Below are 21,292 nucleotides of genomic sequence, written 5' to 3'. Positions count from 1 at the left end.
TTACCTTTTTTGAATAAAGTATGTGCTTATTCAACTAACGGGGGCTTCACTTGCAGATCATTGAGCTGCTAAGACGGCTCTTTTCTTGTACAACTAAAGGGGTTAGTTATTTCGTTCGGTTTTAACGTTCTGCTTTCGATATCAATAGCCCGCCACTCAATACTATTTTTATTACTGAAAGTGATAGTAACTAAATCAAATGGGAAATCGTGAGCACCTTCAAATGTTGTTAGCTGCACGGTGACATTAAAGTGGGCGGGTTCTACCTTCTTTTCGATTTGGAGAATTTGTTCGCAATAATACTGTTTTGGTTCGCCGAAATGTTCTTCGAGTGCTTTGTAGGTGGATAGAAAAAGCAAATCGAGGATCACCTCATCACGAAGCTGTATTTCATTTTCAGTTGTGGTTTTGGCTAGAACGTGCGAATAAGAAAAAAGAGTCAAGAAGGCAATTGAAACAATAATTGTTACTAAAGGCAATACTTTCTTCATTTATTATCTCTCCTTTACCGTTAGTTTGTGCAGTATAACCCATTTAATGTGGTTCATCGTAAAGTCAGTTTCTTGTGAAAAAAACTGCATATGTGGCTCTTTTTCTTTATCGAACTAACGGGGCAGTTTAGACAAGTATCCAAGTTTTACTCCATATATAAATTGATTAAGTCATTCGCTACTATTTCTTCACCTATTGCTTGAATATGTAAATGGTCAAGTAGATCCGGCTTATCAATATTCCAAGTCAAAGAAAAGTTACTGTCATTTTGATTTTCTCGAATGTCATATCCCATGAGTTTTCTTTCTGTCCATGTTTATGTTCCTGTTGGAATTAACCAAAATAATACAGTTTCTGCATTTTCCGCTTCAACATGAAATGTAATTTTCTTTGTCCCTTTTGGTATGGATACCCAAATTCCGTCCGTCTTTAGGATAGTCTGTATATATATTTTTAATTTCGGGTTTGGATGATGTAATAGGACTTTCTTGATTAATAAAAGGCTGAAATACTGTTAGGATATTTAAAGCAAGAAATAATTTCAATATCATTAATTTCACCTCAAAAGTAGTATTCATCTTTTAAGGGTTTATATGTGTTATTCAACTAAAGGAGCAGGTTAGTTGAAGAAGGATAATAATTCTTTTCTAACTGGAGATAGTAATTAGAAAAGAGGTGAATTTATCTTGAAAAAACTGTATGCACTAATATTAATCATATCTTTATTCACTTTGGTGTCATTTGAAGTTTTTGCACAGCCGCCTAAAAAATGTCCTGTATTAAGTGAATTAGAGAAAACATCGCTTAAGGAAAAAAAAGAGGTAATAGAGGCGTTAAATACTTTAATACCAAAAACTTATGGAACTGGATTAGATGATTTTCCTGACATGTATACTAAGTGGAATGTAGTAACTGCCAAACCTTTTCTCGATACAGTTGGTAATCAAGAAGAAGAAGGCTATTTTGGAATGGCAAAAACCTTTTGTGGCAAAGAAATTGCTGAAAAGTCATGGCTTGTACGTTTAGATTTCCCAAAAGCACCTGGAGCTGATTTAGCCCAGGGTCAAATATTTTTAGCTAAAAGCAAGGAAAAAGGATGGTTTGTTTGGTTTCAATACCATTAAACTGCTATTCCTTATTGAACTAACGGGTGCGCGCGACAAGTTCTGTGATAAACGCCTCCTGGCGTGAAACACAGGAAGTTTTGAAATAAGCTTTAACTTTACAACGGAGGATAGGAATGATGAAACCACGTTTTCGGAAACTATCCCATTAAGATTCCTGCGTGCTTCATGAATGACAGTTCATTGTGGTACGAAGCTCAGGTAAAGTCGGCAGAAGGAAGGCTAAAGCCACTCCTATGGAGAAGGTACGTTAACTGATATGCCGGATGGCTGAAAAACTAGATACGGTGAGAATGTTCCACTCTAAAGGAACTGACAAATTTTCCGAATGTACGGGTCTAAAGTTAGAACATAGTGTAAAGCTATGGCCCATCTTACGATGGGGCGAGTGGTGTAAAGTAAAATTGCGCCCTCTGAAATATGCTATACCGAACAATGGCGGTATCCAGCTCGCAGGCTTAAAGGAAGCACCTACGTCTAGAACGGATAGCTACGTTGTAAGGGACTTGGGAATCAAGGGACGTTGAAACAAGGGCTGTCATCCGAAACGTTTGCTATAAGGTTAGAACCGAAATGCACTTGCTCTTGTGAAGGTAGGGGTACGACCTGTGAAACTCCTGTAATGGGAGTGGAGGAACAGCCCCAAGTCTAACGATTTAGAACGATTATTTTCTTCACGTGAATGACACCGATCGGGTAGGAATGTGGGAACACCACTCATTGGGAGGGATGCCACAGTGTCAACTTTGAGATATTGGGATTACTACAATATGACGGAAACTTTTACCGATTTATACGAAAAGTCTTGTAATAAGGATACGTTCAGTCATCTTTACGACATCATCGTATCGAGAGAAAACATTCTTTTGGCTTTTCGTACAATCAAATCGAATAAAGGTTCCAAAACACCAGGTACAGATGGCAAAACCATCAATGACATCAAAGAGCTTTCGGAAAATGAATTGGTGAAAACCATCCAAACAAAACTGGAAAATTATCGACCCAAGAAAGTCAGAAGAAAATGGATTGAAAAGGAAAGTGGTGGACAAAGACCCCTTGGAATCCCTTGTATGCTTGACCGGATTATTCAACAATGTTTTAAACAAGTTCTTGAGCCAATTGCTGAAGCCCATTTCTATAATCATAGTTATGGCTTCAGACCGTTAAGGTCTGCCCATCATGCTATAGCGAGAATACAATTTCTTATCAACCACTCGCAGCTACATTATGTGGTTGATATCGATATAAAGAGTTTCTTTGATAATGTGAATCACGCACTTCTCATCAAACAATTATGGAACTTAGGCATTCATGATAGAAAAGTACTTACTTGCATATCTAAAATGCTAAAAGCCGAGATTGACACTGAAGGTGTGCCGTCCAAAGGCGTTCCGCAGGGCGGGTTGCTATCAACTCTATTATCGAACATAGTATTAAACGACTTAGACCAATGGGTAGCTGATCAATGGGAGCTTTTCCCTCTTTCGAAAAATTACAAATCAAGAGTTGGAGAAAGATACGCTAAGAAGCGTACTAACCTCAAAGAAGGATATCTCGTCCGTTATGCGGATGACTTTAAAATCCTTTGTCGAGATGGGAAAACTGCTCAAAAGTGGTACCATGCGGTCAAGCTATACCTCAAAGAACGGTTAAAACTAGATATATCTCCAGAAAAATCGCAAATCGTAAATTTGCGAAAGAGAGAATCCGAGTTCTTGGGATTTACGATTAAAGCGAATGCAAAGAGAACCAAAAGAGTTGCCCATACGGGCATTAAAAAGAAGAAACAAGAGAAATTAAAAGAACAGACTAAACTTCATATCCAAAGGATAAAGAAGTCGCCTACCACTCAAAATGCATTACGTTTCAACAGTTTTGTTTTAGGTATTCACAATTACTTTAACCGAGCTACTCATGTAAACCTGGAGTTCTCACGTCTCGCCTATGAATTAAAATCCTTTCTGTATAACCGCCTTCGTCCTGTAGGAAAATATGGGCATCCAATCAATCCTAGCCCGGCATATAAAAAGTTCTATAGCACGAAAGTGAAAACGTTCAAAATCGCAGGAGTCCACTTATTCCCGATTGGAGATGTTAAAACTGTAAATGCCATGAACTTTAGCCGTAAGCTTTCTCTTTATACGGAGGAAGGCAGAAAGAGAATTTACGATAAATTAAAGCCGAATGTCATTTTAGAAATCAGCAGATTAATGAAAGCAAAGCTTCCAGACAGAACGGTTGAATATATGGATAACCGCCTTAGCCGTTTCAGTATGAAAATGGGTAAATGCGAAATCACAGGTTGGAGTTTAACCGCTCACGAAGTTCACTGCCATCATTATACACCAACACATCTTGGAGGAACGGATAAGTTCAATAACTTAAGAGTTCTCCATAAAGACATACACCGACTGATACATCGTAAAAATACAGGAATTATCTCGTCAGAGATACAGAAATTCGGTTTAACTGCTTCTATGATAAAGAAACTGAATCAATATCGAATGGAATGTAGGCTTGAAACGGTAGATTAATCTCACGTCTAATAGTAACGAAGAACTTATAATCTAGTATACATCGGTAGATGGACCGCGAAGTGCGGGGAAACTCGCATGCTTCGTGCGGAGCAGGGGAAAAACTGGAGATAATTTCAAAGGTTTACCTATTGCAAACTTTACTTGAAGATCATTGAGCTGCATATGTGGCTCTTTTCTTTATTGAACTAACGATGCAGCGCGACAAGTTTTGTTATAAACACTAATGTGTGAAAAAACAAGGGATTTCTTCGGAAATCCTAACTTTATAACCGAGGATAGGAATGACAAAACCATGTATTTTGAAACTATCCCATTAAGATTCCTGCATGCGTCATAATGGACAGATTATGGGGTCTGAAGCTCAGGTAAAGTCGGCAGAACAAAGGCTGAAGCCACTCCTCACGGAAAAGGTATGCCAATGGATATGCCGGATGGCTGAAAAACTAAATATGGTGAGAATTTTCTTGTGGAAAAGAACAGACGAACTTCCGGATGTACGGGTCTAAAGTTAGAGCATAAGGAAACTTGTGTACCATCCAACGATGGGGTGAGTGACGTGGAGTAAAAATTGCTTCTATGAAACACGTTATACCGAACAATGGCGATATCCAGCTCACAGGCTTACAGGAAGCACCTAAGTTTAGAAAAAGATAGCTAGGTTATAAGGGACTTGGAAAACATGGAACGTTGATACAAGGGCTGTCACCCGAAACGGTTGCTATAAGCTATATGGCGAAATGCATTTATCCTTATGAGGGTAGGGGTACGACCAGTGAAACCTTTGTAATCGAGGTGGAGGAACAGCCCCAAGTCTAGCGATAAGTAATAATTATTTTTCAACTGTGCATTGCACCGGTCGGGTAAGAACGTGGGAACATCACTTCAAAGAGGAATGATGCCACAGTGCAAGCTCTACGATATTGGGATTATTACGGGATGACAGACACCTTTACCGACTTACATCAACGATCCAAAAATAAAGAATCGTTCCATCAGCTATACGACATCATCACGTCGAGGAACAATATTTTATTAGCGTATCGAACAATCAAGTCAAACAAAGGGTCGAAGACCCCTGGAACAGACGGTAAAACTATTGTAGACATAGAGAAACGTTCGGAGAACGAATTAGTAGAAGAAATACAAAGTAAGCTCAAAAATTATCGCCCAAAGAAAGTTAGACGTAAACTTATCGAAAAAGATAATGGCAAGATGCGACCATTGGGTATTCCATGCATCCTCGATCGAATCATTCAACAATGCTTTAAACAAGTGTTAGAGCCAATTGCGGAAGCTCATTTTTATAATCATAACTATGGATTCAGACCATTACGCTCTACTCATCATGCTATGGCAAGAGTTCAATTTCTAGTTAATCAATCAAAACTTCATTACGTTGTAGATATTGATATCAAAGGCTTCTTTGACAATATCAATCATACATTGCTTATGAAGCAGCTATGGAATTTAGGTATTCGAGATAGGCAGGTTTTAGCCTGTATAGCGAAAATGTTGAAAGCTGAAGTGGATGGAGAAGGTATTCCGACAAAAGGTTCTCCGCAAGGTGGTTTGCTCTCGCCATTATTGTCTAATATTGTACTTAATGAATTGGACCAATGGTTAGCGAATCAATGGGAACTATTCCCTCTTCATAAATCACTTAAGACTAGAGAAGGTCAGCTTCTTGCAAAGAAGCGCACAGAGTTAAAAGAGGGCTATATAGTTCGTTATGCTGATGATTTTAAAATTTTATGTCGAGATTGGAAAACTGCTGAAAAGTGGTACCATGCTGTTAAACTTTATTTGAAAGAACGCCTGAAACTTGATATTTCACCAGAAAAATCGAAGATTATTAATCTGCGTAAGCAAGAGTCCGCTTTTCTTGGCTTCACAATACGTGCTAATCGTAAAGGAAAGAAGCGAGTTGCACATACGTTTGTCAAAGCTGAGAAAATACAGAAAATCAAAGCTGATGCAAAGAAACGAATTGAAATTCTCCGAACATCGCCAACGGCTCAAAACGCTTTGCGTTTTAATAGTTTTGTCTTAGGGTTACACAATTACTTTAACAGAGCTACTCACGTCAACTTAGCGTTCTCACGACTTGCCTTCGAAATAGGTGCATCTATGTACAATCGCCTTAAACCTATCGGTAAATATGAACATCCTGACAACCCTCCACCTGTCTATAAAAAGTTCTATGGCTTAGGCTCTAAAACGTATAAAATCGCCGGGATATACCTCTTCCCTCTCGGGATCATCAAGACTAAAAATGTGATTGCTTTTACCCAAAGTATAACCCCATTTACCGAAGAAGGTCGAGTACAAATATCTACACGGTTGAGTAAAGATATTAGACAGGAAATAGTATTGTTAATGGATTCAAACATACCGACACGAAGTGTCGAATATATGGATAATCGAATTAGTAGATACAGTATGAAAAAAGGAAAATGTGAAATAACTGGCATGTTCCTACAAGCAGAAAACGTATACTGCCACCATTATATACCAAAATATCTTGGTGGCAGCGACAAATTCAATAATTTACGTATTCTTCAAAAAGAAGTACATGAATTAATCCATATGACCGACAAGATTAAGGCGAACAAACTCATAAAGATTTTGGGCATCACAGAGTCGATGTTGGAAAAAGTTAATAAATATCGAGTAAAATGTGAGCTAGAAATAATCAAATAACCCAAATTAAAAAGAGTAACTTGAAACTTATAATTAATAATACCATCGCTAGATGGAACGCGGAATGCTTGGAAACTGGCACGTTCCGTGTGGAGTAGGGGAAAAGCTGGAGATAACTTCAAATGCTTACCTATTACTAACGTTTAGTTCAATAGTGAACATAATTTTCAGAATGAAAAAAAATTAGAGGTGGTGTTTTCATTGAACAAAGATAAAGAAGGCCCTGAAGAAATAAGAGAAAGATTGAGACAAGCAGAATTAAAAGGAAACCCTACAGGAAGTATTCATGGTGGAGGACTTCAAGATTTAGTTGGGGGTCTAGGTTGGAAAGGTACAGGAATATTCATTCTTTTAATAATAGTTGGTACCCTAATCTATTTAGCTTTCTTCAACTAATGGGGCAGGATTCTTGAAGAAGTATTTGTCTCGGTAAAAGCTAAAAGGGGGAAATAAAATGAAAAGGTTTTTTATAATAGTAGCTTTGCTGGTATTTGTTTTAAGTGCCTGTGTTACTAACAATGCGAAATCAAATACTATTTCTGCTGTTGGATTAACAGAGAGAGAGAATGCAATACTTTCGACTACTTCAGATATTTCGTTTGTTTTTGATTTCAATACTGACAGTGAGTATAAAGAAGTATCTGTATGGATTGAAAAATATGAATTGGGTAAATTGGTTGATGATAAAATAAGTATATAACAACACAGGTGGAAGAAAATGGTTCTATTATTTTTGCAACCTCAAAAGCAGATGACAGTCGAATGCAACATACATTTAATATTGGGATTAGTAGTAATGATAGCATGGCTTCTATTAGTCACATCGAGACAAATTTAGATGATTTAGATGCTATGTCAAGTGTTTGGGACAACATCCAAGAAGAGAACAATTCAATTGAAGGAGAAGTACTATTAGCAAGTATCTGCTATTCAAGTGATGGTCGTATGAGTAGTCTTACTACTGATTTTTATAAAGATGTTGATGGTCATATGAATGAGTTAGAAGATTATGACGTTGTTTATCTTCTGAAAGCTGAGTTTAATAAGTGAGGATTTGTTCGTTTAGCACTTTACGCTCTGCTCTTATCTCAAAAAATCCTCTCTTCACTATGTCTAACAATAATTAACTCTTATTACGAATAATAAACTCTTACGATTTTCATCCATTTCCAGCCCGAATCCGTTAAAATAAACTCTTATTATTTCCGAATATATCTCAATAAAATCCCGGGTTTGATCCAATACAACTCGGGGTTTTTCTATGTGGAAAGCCACAGGACTCTGTTAGAGCTCCAGTACTAATCCAATAGAGCTTCCGGGTGTTCGCCCTGCTAGAAGCCTTGCTACGCTTGACTCCGACCCCACAATCCAGCCAGACTTTCAATAACAATCCAATCGTATTATCGAAAATCTAAACCATCCAATATTTCTTTTTCTATCTTATCTTTAAAAATCTTTTCTCTGGTATTTCTTCATTCCATTCTATAATAGAACTTTATTTTAACACCCAAAAAAACGTGAAAAAACACGTGGAAAACAGGCGGAAAACGTGCATGATTTTCTCCCGAAAGTGGGAAAAAGACGGTTTTATCGTAAGACTTTATTATAACTGGAAGTGAAGAATGGCTTGGTGGCGGGGTTGGAATAACGGGAGTTTTTTTTAAGAGCACAGGATTTGTCTAGCGATAATTAACTCTTATTACGAATAATAAACTCTTACGATTTTCATCCATTTCCATGCTGATTCCGTTAAAATAAACACTTATTATTTCCGAATATATTTCAATGAAATCCCGGGTTTGATTCAATAAAACTCGGGGTTTTTCTATGTGGAAAGCCACAGGACCCTGTTAGAACTCCAGTAATAATCCATTAGAATTCCGGGTATCCACTCTGCTAGAAGCCTTGCTACGCTTGACTCCGACCCTATAATCCAATAAGTTATTCAATAATAATCCAATCAAATTTTTCGGGAATCTAAACCATCCAGTCATTCTTTTTTCTTTCTTTCATCCAAACTCTTTTTTCCTCTATTTCTTCATTCCTCTGTAATTGGACTTTATTTTAACACCGAAAAAAACATGAAAAAAACAGGCGGAAAACAGGCGGAAAACGGACCGAATATTCCACAAAAACGGGGAAAAATCAGCTTTTCTCGTAAGACTTTATTTTAACTGGAAGTGAAGAATGGCTTGGTGGCGGGGTTGGAAAAATAGGAGTTTTTTTTAACATATCAGGATTTGTAGCAAAATAATAAACATCACCGACAGATAATATACTTTACCGATTTCCAGTTCAACTTTTCTTGTTTCAATTATAATAAACATTTCCGAATCTCATGTTTATTTCAATAGTATCCCGGATTTTCTCAATTCAATAGGAATTCCGGGGTTTTTTCATACTCAAAACCACCAGATCCCTCTCTTCTATCTAATACTCTTTTCTCTGTTATCCCTTGTGGTTCCTGACTTTATCCAATAATCCTATCATAACAGTTCGAAGAACTCCTAGATCATTCCAGTGGTCTTTTCTGATGTTTTTATTCTTCTTTCCATACCTCTTTTCTCCAATACTTCTTCCTTCCTTTATCGGAGAACTTTATTCCAACTTCGAAAAAACAGTGATAAAACGTGTGAAAAACAGGCGAAAAAGAGGTGTTTTTGGTGCTGAAAAGTGTGGAAAACGGGGTTCGGTCGGAGAACTATATTAATTTTGAAACGAAGGAATGCGGGTTTAGGCGATGGAAAATCCGAGAAGTAAAAAAGGGTTACACATAGTAGAGAAAAGAATTTAGTTTGGTTTGTAATACTTCATCCATAATATGGAGTTTGAGAGGAGAAGGGGAAATAATACAAACATTGTAATGTTATACTATATAGAGGGGAAATACCTGTGCAGGGTGTATTTCATTTAGTTTTTATAGTAAATAGTGAAATAAGAAATAATCATGCTTAGGGGGCATCTATATGGGTAATTGTGTAAGGGATATAAATGAGTTGAAACAACAAGTAAAACAATTAATAGTGGAAAATAATCATAAAGAAGTTACGCTACAAACTAAATACAAATCCTCTGGTATATACATGATTTATATAGATAATTTTACTGATGATAAAGTTGTTCCCATATATATTGGGCAGTCAATAGACATACAAAGAAGATATAAACAACATTATTCAGAAATACTTGCGTTGAATAGACTTACGTATGATGAGTACGAACGTTATTTCTTTTCAAAAGGTTCCTCTTTTTATGAGGGGAGCCTTAAATCCTGTAAGATATTCAAATATATGATAGAGAATAAATGTACTTTAAAAGACTTTCATATGGTTATTTTAGATGAGATAGAAATTGATAAACTAGAAGAAAAGGAACAGGAATATTTCAGGAGATTGCTATCCTCATTTTTCGGTTTTAATCAATTTAATTCCTTTTTAAAGAGCCTCCCATTTCGTTTTTCAAACATACAAATGAATGAAAAGGAAATCAATGATTATTTGGATTTATTTAAGGAAGACATTCAAGGGATTCATGATTATTATAATTATGGGTTTACTAAATTTAATTTCGAACATTCAATGCCTACACCTAGAGATATTGATTATTTATTGAAAGGAAAAGGACAATGGAGAAAAGAAACTCTATTCAAATTTGAGAAAGTGAAATCAGATCTTTATGACCAGAATAAAAAATACAAACCCGATTATGATGAAATGAGGCCATTTCTTGATAAGAAAGATAAATTATATGGGGATTATGTAGTCGCAAGATTTGAATTTAATAGAGCATTAGACGCTTTTAAAAGCGACATAAATAAGGAGTTTAGGAAACAGAAACTATATAGTGAGAAAGCAAAGGATAATTTTATTAATAGTGTAATTCATGAAGATAACTCGAAGCATAAAGAGCAATTCCAAGATTACATAAAATCTAGGAAGTGCGAAATAGACTTATATAGAACTTTTCAAAACCATATAGATAAAGTACAAAATAATTATGAAATTAAAAATAACAAAAATAAACCTTATCAAGAGATTGCTAATAAAATCCTGGATTGGGAAGTTCAAAATAGAAGTGAAAGATACAAAATGATTTTTCCAGCATGCCAATTCGAGCCTTTTGCTTTAGGTGATAATATTAAAGATCTTCCAATGAAAATAAGCATGGATGATGACTTATTTAACACTTGTCATATCAATATTTACATATCAAATAATGCACTAAGTAGAAGTTATATTAGAAAAGACCCTGATATTCTCAGGATAGATTATTGTTACATAAATGATGAAGGAAAAAAATACGAAAAACAGTATTATATTGAAAATGAGACAACAAAAAATTGTTCATATGGAATTGGATATTATGAACAAGACTTTTACAGTATGTTTGCTTTCAGACCAGAAAAATTTAAAATTACTAGCTTAATAGATGATGAACAAGATAACTCTTTTATTTCAATACTAGCTGAATATAAGCATGGAATTAATGATTACACAATTAAAGATAAAGAATTAGTTCAATTAACTGCTGTATTCAACGAAATCCACCATTTAATTAATGATGAAACAAGATTTGAAGTTGAAGTTTCAGAATCATATCCTTGCCTAGGGAAGTGTCTGAATGAGGATCTACACAACAACCCGTTTGTCAAAAGGTTATTATCAAGAAAACTACCTAAAATTAGTAAGGGGCGGAAATCAAAATCTACTTCTAAGAAAGTGGTAGTACAAAACAATAAATCACTTAAAACTAGAGCAGAAAAATACCAAGAGAAAATAAAAGTGAGATCGAATAATAAAATTACTACATTCAATTATATCTCAAGCAAAGAAAAAGTATTGGCTAAATGCAACAATTGTTCATATGAGTGGGAAAAACGTAGTGATCACTTATTGGCAAGGCCGTTCTGTCCATTATGCGAGAAATCTCAATAAGTAATTCTTGTTTTTCTCCAAAAACAACCTCCGATGTATGCGGGTCAGTACAAATCATTTGGCTGATAGCATCCTGATATTCCAAACAAAGTTGCCATGTTGTATCAAGATGAGTGTTGTTATGTAAAGAAACATGGCAAAGAGATTTGCTGTAGAGATCGACCTTGTTGTTTTTCACACTGTTTTATGTAGCTGTCTTATTCCTCTTCCCTTTGCTAAAAGTCGGTACCTACTGCTTTATAGTTGGGTTCCAAACGGCAAAGAAATCCGGAAAAGCAGCGGGAAGTCCTTTATGTATTCAATGAGATTCATCAGATATCCTTGAAAGGACGCTTGAACGTGAAATATTTGAAGAGGTTGGGATAAAGGTTAAAGACCTTGAATATGTAAATAGCTCTTCATTTGTTACGGACACAGGACTTAATGTGGTAGATATTGTTTTTCTATGTGAACATGAATCAGGTGAGGCTTTCGAAAAAAGTCCTGATTAGGTTGATGGTGTAATTTGGTTGAGCACAGATCAAATAATATCTCACCCTGAATTACCAGTGTATTTGAGAAGGAATATTGAACTTGCGGAGTCGTTATTAAGAACAAGGCTCACATTATAGTTTTATAGAGAATATTACACAATTCCAATATTTGAGGCAGGGGAAATCATGAGTATTGATAAAGATAGACTTTTTTTAGAAATGGCATTGGAAGAGGCAGAGTTAGCATTAGAGGAAAATACATACCCAGTAGGTGCAGTAATTGTTGATGAAAACTATAACTTAATCTCAAGAGGAAGAAATAGGGTGCATCCATCAAATGATGCAACTGCCCACGCTGAGATCGATGCCATAAGAAATGCGGGTCAAGCAATTTTTAAAGCAAAAATTAAAAGAGAAAAATTCACGATATACACTTCATTAGAGCCTTGTCCTATGTGTACGGGTGGGATTTTATTTTCAAATATCAAAAGAGTAGTTTGGCTACTAAATGATGACTTAGGATTTGGTGGTTATAGAAAAATAAAAGATGCTAAGGTCTTCGATGAAAGATTTAATGTAGTAGAAATGATTGAACAACCATATGAAGACTTAAAGAATAGGCAAAAAGAACTTATGAGTAAATGGGAAATTAATGCGAATAATGTTATAAACTTACGAAATGCAATAAAATAAAAATGATTCTGATAGGGGGTTAAACTTGTGACAACACCGAAGCACTTTGTTTCAGCGGCGACAATTGTGCTGAACGATAAAAATGAAATTTTATTAATAAAAGGACCACTAAGGGGATGGGAGATGCCAGGTGGAATAGTAGAAGAGGGAGAATCACTGAAGGCAGCGGCAATAAGAGAAACAAAAGAAGAATCAGGTATAGATATAGAGGTTGTCAAATTTTGTGGGATCTTTCAAAATGTAGAGCGAGCTATTTGTAATACCTTGTTTTTAGCTAAAGCAATCGGAGGAGAAACTACTACGAGTTCTGAAAGTTTAGAAGTAGGTTTTTTCCCAATAAAGGAAGCATTAGAAATGGTAACTATCAAGAATTTTAGACAGAGAATTGAATATTGTTTAAACGAAAATACCCATCCCTTTTATGTTGAATTTTAAAATCAATTTACGTCTCGAGTGCTTTACTTCAATTAGGAGTAAAGCAGTTTTCTTATTCAAGTAACTGGTAGGCTTTGTTAAACGAGAAGTTGGAGGGGTATGATGAAAAAATGGTATGGTTCCGCAGCGATTTGTATTAATGAGGAGAAGGAAGTTTTAATGGTAAAAAGCATTAACTCTGAATCTTGGGCTATTCCTTCGGGTGGTATTGAAGAAGGAGAAACACCAGAAGAATGTTGTATTAGAGAAGTTAAAGAAGAAACGGGATATGACATTGTCATAGAGGATAATCTGTTTATTAAAGAAACTAAAACTAAAGGTTATAAAGTAAAAACTTATTACTTCAAAGTGAAAAAAACTGGAGAAAGTGAAGGGATTAACGATCCTGATAACATTATAGTAGATGCTGCTTGGAAGTCACTTAGAGATATACAAAAAATGAAACATGCATATCCAGAGGACTTGGAAGTTTTAGAAGGTTTGTTGAAGAGTTCTAAAGCTAACCAATACCATACTTAAAGTGGGAAATCTATTGTTTCTCTTGGATTAGAGAATTAGCATAGTTTAAAAGACTAAATAGTCACTTACTATAGTGAAAGGGGTTATACATTGGCAGAAGTAAATCATATTCCATATGGAAATCACTCGTCTCAAATCGGTGAACTACGTATCCCCGATTATCCAGGTCCTAACCCGGTTGTTATCACGATTCACGGTGGTTTCTGGCAATCGAAATACGGACTTGAAGAAAATGTTCCGCTAGCTGAAGATTTGACGAGTCGTGGTTATGCTACTTGGAATATTGAGTATCGGCGAGTAGGAGAAGACGGCGGAGGTTGGCCAGGAACATTTATTGATGTCATAGACGCTGTAAATCACCTCACCCAAATTGAGGAACGTTTTCAGCTCGATCTCTCTCGAGTGGTTATTCTTGGGCATTCAGCAGGAGGACACTTGGCTTTATGGTTGGCATCCCGAATGAACCAAGTTCAAATGGACGAAATCAATAAAACGCTGCATGTACCTATACAGAGCGTGATAAGTTTGGCAGGGGTTTCCGATTTGAAGAAAATGTGGGAGATCCATGAAGAACAAGGAATAAGTAGTCACGTAGCTTCATTTATGGGTGGATCACCTCAAGAAGTATCCGGGCGTTATTGGATTGCTTCACCGATAGAATTGTTGCCTTTGAATGTAGAGCAAATTTTAATTCATGGCGAAGTAGACCGTCATGTCCCGGTTGAAATGAGTATTGAGTATCATCGAAGGGCTATTGAACAGGGCGATAAGGTTCGTTTGATAGTACTTCCAGAGGTGGAACATTTTATGGTTATCGACCCGTCTTCATCCGCATGGAAATCAGTGACTAATGCGTTGGAAATTTCAAGATAACTCAAATACCTACCAAGATTAACAAGGAATTATTGATGATTTGTAGAAATAATTATTACATTATCTTCTGAAAGGGATACTTGGATGAGACAAATAATAGCTCTTGGTGGTGGCGGTTTTTCAATGGAACCGGATAATCCATTGCTAGATTTATATATATATTGAAACAAGTCGAGAAAACTAATCCTAAAATTTGCTTTATCCCTACTGCAAGCGGAGATTCTGATAATTACATATCGAGGTATTATAATTTTTTTTATCAACAAAATTGTAATCCATCCCATCTTTCTTTATTTGAACCTCCGACAAGGGATCTTGAAAGTTTTATTTTGGAGAAAGACATTGTTTATGTTGGTGGGGGAAATACTAAAAATCTTTTAGCTTTGTGGAAAGAATGGGGTTTAGACGATATTTTAAGAGAAGCGTGGAATCAAGGGGTTATTTTAGCTGGGGTGAGTGCAGGTTCCATTTGTTGGTTTGAAGATGGAGTGACTGATTCATTTGGAGAAGGACTTGACCCAATAAAATGTCTTGGCTTCCTTAAGGGGAGTAATTGTCCTCATTACGATGGTGAAATAGAGAGAAAGCCTTCATATCACAAGCTTATTGAATCTGAAAAAATACAAACAGGAATTGCAGCAGATGATGGCGTTGCTATTCATTATAAGGAACAAGAAATTTTTAAAGTAGTTAGCTCGAGACCTTCTGCCAAAGCCTATCGCGTTACTTTCGAAAAGAAGGTTATAGAAACAGAACTTGAGATAGAATTTTTAGGTTCTTATTGATAATCAAGGTGGCCCCATTTTAGATGTTGCCTGTGGGGCGGGTAGATTCACGATTCCTTTAGCGGAGCACGGTTTTGATATTACAGGTCTGGATATCGTAAAAGTAAAGAAACACATTTCGCCAGAAGAAACCGAAAAACAATGTCGGTGTTTGATTAAATATAGTTTTTACGAAAGGGGTGTTTCTTTTTTAGAAGGGAACGCTTCTTTTTATTTTGCGAAAGATCAATTTGAGGGTCTAACATTCCTTAACTTTTTATCTCTGCCGTTATTTAAGATATAGTATTCATATCTCAATATTATAGGTGATGTTATGAAAAATACAAACAATCGTTACGTAGGGATTATTTTTGTCATTTTAGGTGCAAGTTTTTGGGGAATTGGCGGAACAGCAGCTGGTTATTTGTTTGAAATGGCGAATATCAATGTGAATTGGTATGTATCAACAAGGCTCATTATTAGTGGCTTGCTATTGTTGGGCGTACAAGTGATGCTTACAGGTAGAAAAAAGGTTTTTACCATATGGAAAGATTCCAAAAAAAGAATACCGCTAATTATCTTTAGTCTTTTCGGGATGTTATTGGTTCAATATTCATATATGGCTTCCATTGAAGCAGGGAACGCTGCTGTCGCTACATTATTACAATATTTAGCGCCTGTATATATTATTCTATGGCTGATTTTTAGAGGTCTGCAAAGATTACAAGTATTAGATATTATAGCGATATTCCTAACGGTTCTTGGGACGTTGCTTTTATTGACGAATGGTTCATTTAACGGGTTGTCCGTTTCTGGTATAGCTATTGTTTGGGGGATTATCTCTGGAATATCATTGACTTTCTATACACTCTATGCCCGTAATTTGCTCGGTTTTTATTCGTCCGTAACTGTTGTTGGATGGGCGATGCTCATCGCTGGGGTATGTATGAATATCGTGCATCCTGTATGGAGAGTTGAAACGCATGATTGGTCTTTATCCACCTTCATCGTATTAGGCTTTACAATCATATTCGGTACAACCCTAGCATTTTGGATGTTTATCAAAAGTTTAGAGTATTTGGAAGCAAAAGAGACCACATTATTAGGGACAGTCGAGCCTTTAACCGCAGTAGTCAGTAGTGTAATCTGGTTAAATCTCCCTTTTGGTACTTGGCAAGTCGTAGGAATGATCTTGATATTGGTTCTAGTTGTTTGTTTATCGCTAACAAAAAAAGAATTATAAAGTCGAGTGGGATGAGTACAATTGCAATCGGAGGTGTTTTGATGTCGAATCATATTGACGACTATCTTCAACAAGGAATCCATGGTCCAAGGGGTCCGAAACCGGATGAGAGACGGAGATTTCTTGGAACGTATCGCGAACGGATCGTCATTGCGCTTACACAAGCACAAATTAGAGAGAAAGGCATTTATAAACAAGTTGAGGTTGCTATAAAGAAAAATAGAAAAGCTCGCCTATATTTGAATGGCAATATGAATTATGGGCTGCTGACAAAATATACGAGGATTGCCGCCAAGTATCAGATGAATTTTACAATGGTCACAAATAGAGAACATGATACCGAAATTGGCCTTGTCCTCGCATATGACTATGCAATTGATAAAGAAGAAATTTACGTGAAAAAGCAAATTCCGAAAGCGAAAAAAGAAAAAAGTAACAGGAATGGCCTGTTTGCCAATCTTTTTAAAAGGAAATAACAGGTACCGTTACTTTCGTATTATTTGTAAAGGCAGTGCTTATACGGTATGCTTTTATAGTTTTGAAAAATAATACGGAGGAATCAAAATGGCAAACGAAAACATTCAATCGACTATTGCAAATCCAGCTCCACTGGGGCTTTTCTCATTTGGCGTGACGACTGTGCTCTTGAACTTACATAATGCGGATATCATACCGCTATCAATTGTAATTGTTGCAATGGGTTTCGCGCTTGGCGGGGCTGCACAAATCATAGCCGGAATCATGGAGTTTAAGAAAAATAACGTATTTGGCGCAACTGCCTTTACTGCTTATGGCTTTTTCTGGTGGTCCTTAATCCTGATATGGATCAATCCATTTAATGAAATTGCAGCTGCAGATGATAAGAGCATGGGGTTCTATCTCCTGCTTTGGGGTATCTTTACATTAATGATGTTTGTAGGTACATTGAAGCTTACCCGCTCATTACAGCTTGTATTTCTGACTTTGACGATTTTGTTTTTACTTTTATCCATTGCAGATTTTACAGGCATTCACGGGGTACAGATTGCAGGCGGCTGGATTGGAATCGTATGCGGGATTTCAGCTATGTATACAGGCCTAGCACAGGTTATCAATCACGAATTTGGTAAAACGATATTACCACTTTAATTTAACAGGGAATCAATTATCCTGGGTTTCTTCATAGGAATCCGGGTTTTTTCTTGTTCAACTCACGAAGTGCTTCATATCGCCACATCCTATCCGATTTTCTTTGAACTTTTTCAATGTAAATATCACAGTATATACTAATTGAATGTTACTTAGAGGAAAGGGAAGCGGCCTCGATAACTTTGACTTATAGAATGATGAAAATACAGAGTAAGAGCGGAATTACCATATGAAATCGTCCAACAAATTGGGCGATTTTTTTGTATGCGCTTTTATGTGCAATATGAAAAGGGTTGTTTCGGCAACGGCCTGAGTTACACACTAAAGATTCAGAAAGTATATTGTATTCTGGGAAGGTTTGTGTTAAATTAGTTTATAATCAATAATGAAGTCCAAACTTCATTTGTTGAAATAAAAATTCCTACACTTCAAATGGTGATTAATTATGAAATTAAAAGAGCTCGTGCAAGCGCATTTCCATAAGCTGTCGAAAAGTCAAAAGCTAGTCGCCGCCTACGTATTGGATCATCCCCGGAATGTTGCTGTGTCTTCGGCACAGGAAATCGGCTTGATGATCGGGGTGAGTGAAACGACGGTCATCCGCTTTTGTTATAGTCTTGGACTTTCCGGTTATTCCGAATTGCAAAAGACCATCCGAGAGCAACTGTTATTCCAAGAAAGCAGTTTGCATACTTATCAGCAATCCAAGCTTGAACTGGAACAAGCACCCCATTTTTATGAACAAGTGATGGAACAGGATTGTCGTACCATTTCGGAAACAATCAAGCAGATCAATGAGACAGATTACGAAACAGCAATTACACATTTATCAAAAGCAGAAACGGTTTATATTTTGGGGCTTCGTTCATCCTACGCCGCGGCAAATTGGCTCACCTATACACTTGGGCTAGTCAGGCATGACGTCCGGCTCATTCGGATAGAGGCGGAAGATGTTATTCGAACGATTAGTACCATGAATGACCAATCTGTATTAGTCGCCATTTCTTTTCATCGCTATCTAAAAGAAACAATCCGGATTGCTGAGTTGGCCAGTGATCAGCAAGCCTATGTCATTGCGATTACAGACTCGTTATTGGCGCCTATTCAAGCGCATAGTGATGTGTTATTTCCCATTCATTCACCGAATAAATCCACACTGGACGCGACGACTGCTTTGTTTTCGTTTATGAATGCGATGGTTGCCGGGGTGTCCGTGAAGGAAAAGGATAACTTCGAAAAGCGTCAAGAGACCTATCAATCTTTAAAAAGTGATTTTTTATTTGTGGAAGGGACGGAGAAACAATGAAATAGACATTGCGTTGGGCTCCGTACAGATATCGATGGAAAAAAAGGACGTGAATACATGAATGTAAACATTACAACGCGAAAATTGGAGACGATTGAAGATATGCGTCTCATGCAATCTCTTGAAAAAACAGTATGGGGATCGGAGTCGATTCCGATCCATCAAACCTATACAGCAGTCACAAATGGAGGCCTAATGCTAGGCGCTTTCGACGGCGAGAAAATCGTCGGATTCTCATACGGTTTTACTGGATTTGCAAATGGAAAAACGTATTTATGTTCTCATATGCTCGGAATCCATCCCGATTACCAGCTGATGGGAATCGGCAAAATGTTGAAGGAAAATCAACGCAAGTTCGCCATAGATATGGGTTATGACTTGATAACATGGACATTCGATCCGTTGGAAAGCAGAAACGCGTATTTGAATTTGTCGAAGTTATATGGGGTATGCGATATTTATTTAGAAAATTGGTACGGTGAAATGGAAGACGGTTTGAACAAAGGATTACCCACGGATCGTTTTAAAATTGAATGGTGGATTACGAGCGACAGGGTCGAAGAAAGCTGGATTCCGACAATTGATCGCTTTGACCGTCCGTTTACGGTGGGAAGCTCCGAACAGGGAAACCCAATTCTAGCATGGGATGAACAGGATATTCCGACCAACAGCGCCGGAATTGAAATTCCAATACCCGAGAATTTTCAGTTGATTAAACAAAATGAGCCGCAGCTTGCACTGGATTGGCGACTGAAAATCAGGACAATCTTCCAAACGCTTTTCCGTGATGGGTATGCATTGGTAAGCGTCAATCGAACGACACTTGGCATCCACTATTACCAAGTGGTCAAAAGAAATACAATCCCATTGAATACGAATGAAAGAGGAGAAATCGAATGATCATTCAAGAAATCACCATCCGTAAAATGAAAATGATGATGAAGCATCCGTTTACAACAAGTTTCGGTACCTTACATGAAAAGGATTTTCTATTGTTAGAGGCAAAAGATGAGCAGGGCAATAGCGGTTGGGGAGAGTCTGTTGCATTCAGCGCGCCTTGGTATAATGAAGAGACGCTTGAAACGAATTTGCATATAATAGAAGACTTTCTGATCCCACTCCTATTAGGAAAAGAAATCGGACATCCTGATGAAGTGAGTGAAATTTTCAGCGCTATCCGTCAAAACAACATGGCGAAATCGACCGTTGAAGGGGCTATTTGGGACTTGTATGCCAAACGGAATCAGATGACATTGGCGCAAGCATTAGGTGGAGAGCGCGACAAAATTGAAGTCGGAATCAGCATTGGAATCCATGAAAATGTCGAAGATTTGATTTCAACTGTCCGTGCCTTTGTAGAGGAAGGTTATAAACGTATCAAAGTGAAAATCAAACCGGGATACGACGTCGAAGTGATGCGCGAGCTCCGGAAGCACTTCCCGGACGTACCGCTCATGGCGGACGCCAACTCGGCTTATACACTAGATGATATCGAACTATTGAAACAGCTTGACGCATTTGACTTGACCATGATCGAACAACCACTTGCGTCAGATGATATTATCGACCATGCGACATTGCAGAAACAAATGACTACTCCGATTTGTTTGGATGAAAGTATTCATTCCCTTGAAGATACGCGGAAAGCATTGGAACTCGGAAGCACAAAAATCATCAATATTAAAATCGGCCGAGTCGGTGGCTTAACGGAAGCCAAGAAAATACATGATTATTGCATGGAACGGGACATCCCAGTTTGGTGTGGAGGCATGCTGGAATCGGGAATCGGCCGTGCCCATAACGTCGCGCTGACGACATTGTCGAACTTCGTCTTGCCAGGCGATACTGCCGGTTCCTCACGTTATTGGGAAGAAGATGTTATTACGCCGGAAGTTGTCGTGGAAGACGGCTATATTACCGTACCGACCGCATATGGCATCGGCTATGAACCGAATTTCAATGCAATGGACAAGTTTACAGTCGAAACTTACCAATTTAAAGCTGAATAATAAAGGTCATGTGGATAAACAAGCGTCCACATGATTTCTTTCGGAACATGAATTCTGAAGAT

19 protein-coding genes and 2 pseudogenes are annotated in these 21,292 nt (G+C 37.2%); 20 read left to right on the top strand and 1 reads right to left on the bottom strand.

Features of this window, described 5'->3' with window-relative positions; all coding sequences use genetic code 11:
- Nucleotides 1–68: 68 nt before the first annotated feature.
- Nucleotides 69–491 carry a DUF3888 domain-containing protein gene (locus JSQ81_RS09005; RefSeq protein ID WP_212607289.1) on the bottom strand — a complete coding sequence of 141 codons (423 nt, stop codon included), beginning with the start codon at nucleotides 489–491 and terminating at the stop codon, nucleotides 69–71.
- Nucleotides 492–1,178: 687 nt separating this feature from the next.
- Here JSQ81_RS09005 and JSQ81_RS09000 point away from each other — a divergent pair.
- From JSQ81_RS09000 to menC, 20 genes and pseudogenes are all read left to right on the top strand, one after another.
- Nucleotides 1,179–1,616, top strand: coding sequence for a hypothetical protein (locus JSQ81_RS09000; protein ID WP_249336686.1), 438 nt, complete (start codon nucleotides 1,179–1,181; stop codon nucleotides 1,614–1,616).
- Between the two features lie 737 nt (nucleotides 1,617–2,353).
- On the top strand, nucleotides 2,354–4,150 hold the full coding sequence (ltrA, locus tag JSQ81_RS08995; RefSeq protein WP_212607288.1) for a group II intron reverse transcriptase/maturase: 1,797 nt from the start codon (nucleotides 2,354–2,356) through the stop codon (nucleotides 4,148–4,150).
- A 939-nt stretch (nucleotides 4,151–5,089) separates the two neighbouring features.
- Nucleotides 5,090–6,853, top strand: coding sequence for a group II intron reverse transcriptase/maturase (gene ltrA / locus JSQ81_RS08990; protein WP_249336685.1), 1,764 nt, complete (start codon nucleotides 5,090–5,092; stop codon nucleotides 6,851–6,853).
- A 201-nt stretch (nucleotides 6,854–7,054) separates the two neighbouring features.
- Nucleotides 7,055–7,249, top strand: a complete 195-nt coding sequence (locus tag JSQ81_RS08985) for a DUF6366 family protein (protein WP_212607286.1) — start codon at nucleotides 7,055–7,057, stop codon at nucleotides 7,247–7,249.
- A gap of 58 nt (nucleotides 7,250–7,307) precedes the next feature.
- On the top strand, nucleotides 7,308–7,553 hold the full coding sequence (locus tag JSQ81_RS08980) for a hypothetical protein (RefSeq protein WP_212607285.1): 246 nt from the start codon (nucleotides 7,308–7,310) through the stop codon (nucleotides 7,551–7,553).
- 8 nt (nucleotides 7,554–7,561) lie between these two features.
- A complete protein-coding gene (locus tag JSQ81_RS08975) occupies nucleotides 7,562–7,903 on the top strand; it encodes a hypothetical protein (protein ID WP_212607284.1) in 342 nt (113 codons plus the stop codon).
- A gap of 1,916 nt (nucleotides 7,904–9,819) precedes the next feature.
- On the top strand, nucleotides 9,820–11,787 hold the full coding sequence (locus JSQ81_RS08970) for a GIY-YIG nuclease family protein (protein ID WP_212607283.1): 1,968 nt from the start codon (nucleotides 9,820–9,822) through the stop codon (nucleotides 11,785–11,787).
- Nucleotides 11,788–12,092: 305 nt separating this feature from the next.
- Nucleotides 12,093–12,398: pseudogene (locus JSQ81_RS20210) on the top strand (NUDIX hydrolase); the annotation flags it as partial.
- 48 nt (nucleotides 12,399–12,446) lie between these two features.
- Complete coding sequence (locus JSQ81_RS08965) at nucleotides 12,447–12,953, top strand: nucleoside deaminase (RefSeq protein WP_212607282.1); 507 nt, start codon at nucleotides 12,447–12,449, stop codon at nucleotides 12,951–12,953.
- 27 nt (nucleotides 12,954–12,980) lie between these two features.
- On the top strand, nucleotides 12,981–13,388 hold the full coding sequence (locus JSQ81_RS08960; RefSeq protein WP_212607281.1) for an NUDIX hydrolase: 408 nt from the start codon (nucleotides 12,981–12,983) through the stop codon (nucleotides 13,386–13,388).
- A 102-nt stretch (nucleotides 13,389–13,490) separates the two neighbouring features.
- On the top strand, nucleotides 13,491–13,907 hold the full coding sequence (locus JSQ81_RS08955; RefSeq protein WP_212607280.1) for an NUDIX hydrolase: 417 nt from the start codon (nucleotides 13,491–13,493) through the stop codon (nucleotides 13,905–13,907).
- A gap of 90 nt (nucleotides 13,908–13,997) precedes the next feature.
- Nucleotides 13,998–14,780, top strand: coding sequence for an alpha/beta hydrolase family protein (locus JSQ81_RS08950; protein ID WP_249336684.1), 783 nt, complete (start codon nucleotides 13,998–14,000; stop codon nucleotides 14,778–14,780).
- Between the two features lie 84 nt (nucleotides 14,781–14,864).
- Nucleotides 14,865–15,565, top strand: a pseudogene (locus tag JSQ81_RS08945) (Type 1 glutamine amidotransferase-like domain-containing protein).
- Nucleotides 15,561–15,848 (top strand): class I SAM-dependent methyltransferase, encoded by a 288-nt coding sequence (locus JSQ81_RS08940; RefSeq protein WP_212607605.1) that lies wholly within the window; start codon nucleotides 15,561–15,563, stop codon nucleotides 15,846–15,848. Before JSQ81_RS08945 ends, JSQ81_RS08940 begins: the two are co-directional and overlap by 5 nt.
- 30 nt (nucleotides 15,849–15,878) lie before the next feature.
- Nucleotides 15,879–16,787 (top strand): DMT family transporter, encoded by a 909-nt coding sequence (locus tag JSQ81_RS08935; protein WP_212607279.1) that lies wholly within the window; start codon nucleotides 15,879–15,881, stop codon nucleotides 16,785–16,787.
- 41 nt (nucleotides 16,788–16,828) lie between these two features.
- Nucleotides 16,829–17,263, top strand: coding sequence for a YueI family protein (locus JSQ81_RS08930; RefSeq protein WP_212607278.1), 435 nt, complete (start codon nucleotides 16,829–16,831; stop codon nucleotides 17,261–17,263).
- Between the two features lie 88 nt (nucleotides 17,264–17,351).
- On the top strand, nucleotides 17,352–17,915 hold the full coding sequence (locus JSQ81_RS08925) for an acetate uptake transporter (protein WP_212607277.1): 564 nt from the start codon (nucleotides 17,352–17,354) through the stop codon (nucleotides 17,913–17,915).
- 445 nt (nucleotides 17,916–18,360) lie between these two features.
- On the top strand, nucleotides 18,361–19,221 hold the full coding sequence (locus JSQ81_RS08920) for a MurR/RpiR family transcriptional regulator (RefSeq protein WP_212607276.1): 861 nt from the start codon (nucleotides 18,361–18,363) through the stop codon (nucleotides 19,219–19,221).
- Between the two features lie 57 nt (nucleotides 19,222–19,278).
- A complete protein-coding gene (locus tag JSQ81_RS08915) occupies nucleotides 19,279–20,121 on the top strand; it encodes a GNAT family N-acetyltransferase (protein WP_212607275.1) in 843 nt (280 codons plus the stop codon).
- On the top strand, nucleotides 20,118–21,230 hold the full coding sequence (gene menC / locus JSQ81_RS08910) for an o-succinylbenzoate synthase (protein ID WP_212607274.1): 1,113 nt from the start codon (nucleotides 20,118–20,120) through the stop codon (nucleotides 21,228–21,230). The genes JSQ81_RS08915 and menC overlap by 4 nt, the downstream gene beginning before the upstream one ends.
- The last annotated feature ends 62 nt before the right edge of the window (nucleotides 21,231–21,292 follow it).

The sequence above is a fragment of the Sporosarcina sp. Marseille-Q4063 genome, from assembly GCF_018309085.1.
In the GTDB taxonomy this organism is placed as follows: domain Bacteria; phylum Bacillota; class Bacilli; order Bacillales_A; family Planococcaceae; genus Sporosarcina.
Note: the sequence above shows the minus strand (reverse complement) of the source record. Positions and strands in the feature narration are given on the sequence as shown.

Coding starts and splice junctions, on each gene's coding strand:
- JSQ81_RS09005 (WP_212607289.1), bottom strand. CDS start 491: ATGAAGAAAGTATTGCCTTTAGTAACAATTATTGTTTCAATTGCCTTC.
- ltrA (WP_249336685.1), top strand. CDS start 5,090: ATGACAGACACCTTTACCGACTTACATCAACGATCCAAAAATAAAGAA.
- JSQ81_RS08980 (WP_212607285.1), top strand. CDS start 7,308: ATGAAAAGGTTTTTTATAATAGTAGCTTTGCTGGTATTTGTTTTAAGT.
- JSQ81_RS08970 (WP_212607283.1), top strand. CDS start 9,820: ATGGGTAATTGTGTAAGGGATATAAATGAGTTGAAACAACAAGTAAAA.
- JSQ81_RS08965 (WP_212607282.1), top strand. CDS start 12,447: ATGAGTATTGATAAAGATAGACTTTTTTTAGAAATGGCATTGGAAGAG.
- JSQ81_RS08955 (WP_212607280.1), top strand. CDS start 13,491: ATGAAAAAATGGTATGGTTCCGCAGCGATTTGTATTAATGAGGAGAAG.
- JSQ81_RS08935 (WP_212607279.1), top strand. CDS start 15,879: ATGAAAAATACAAACAATCGTTACGTAGGGATTATTTTTGTCATTTTA.
- JSQ81_RS08930 (WP_212607278.1), top strand. CDS start 16,829: ATGTCGAATCATATTGACGACTATCTTCAACAAGGAATCCATGGTCCA.
- JSQ81_RS08925 (WP_212607277.1), top strand. CDS start 17,352: ATGGCAAACGAAAACATTCAATCGACTATTGCAAATCCAGCTCCACTG.
- JSQ81_RS08920 (WP_212607276.1), top strand. CDS start 18,361: ATGAAATTAAAAGAGCTCGTGCAAGCGCATTTCCATAAGCTGTCGAAA.
- JSQ81_RS08915 (WP_212607275.1), top strand. CDS start 19,279: ATGAATGTAAACATTACAACGCGAAAATTGGAGACGATTGAAGATATG.
- menC (WP_212607274.1), top strand. CDS start 20,118: ATGATCATTCAAGAAATCACCATCCGTAAAATGAAAATGATGATGAAG.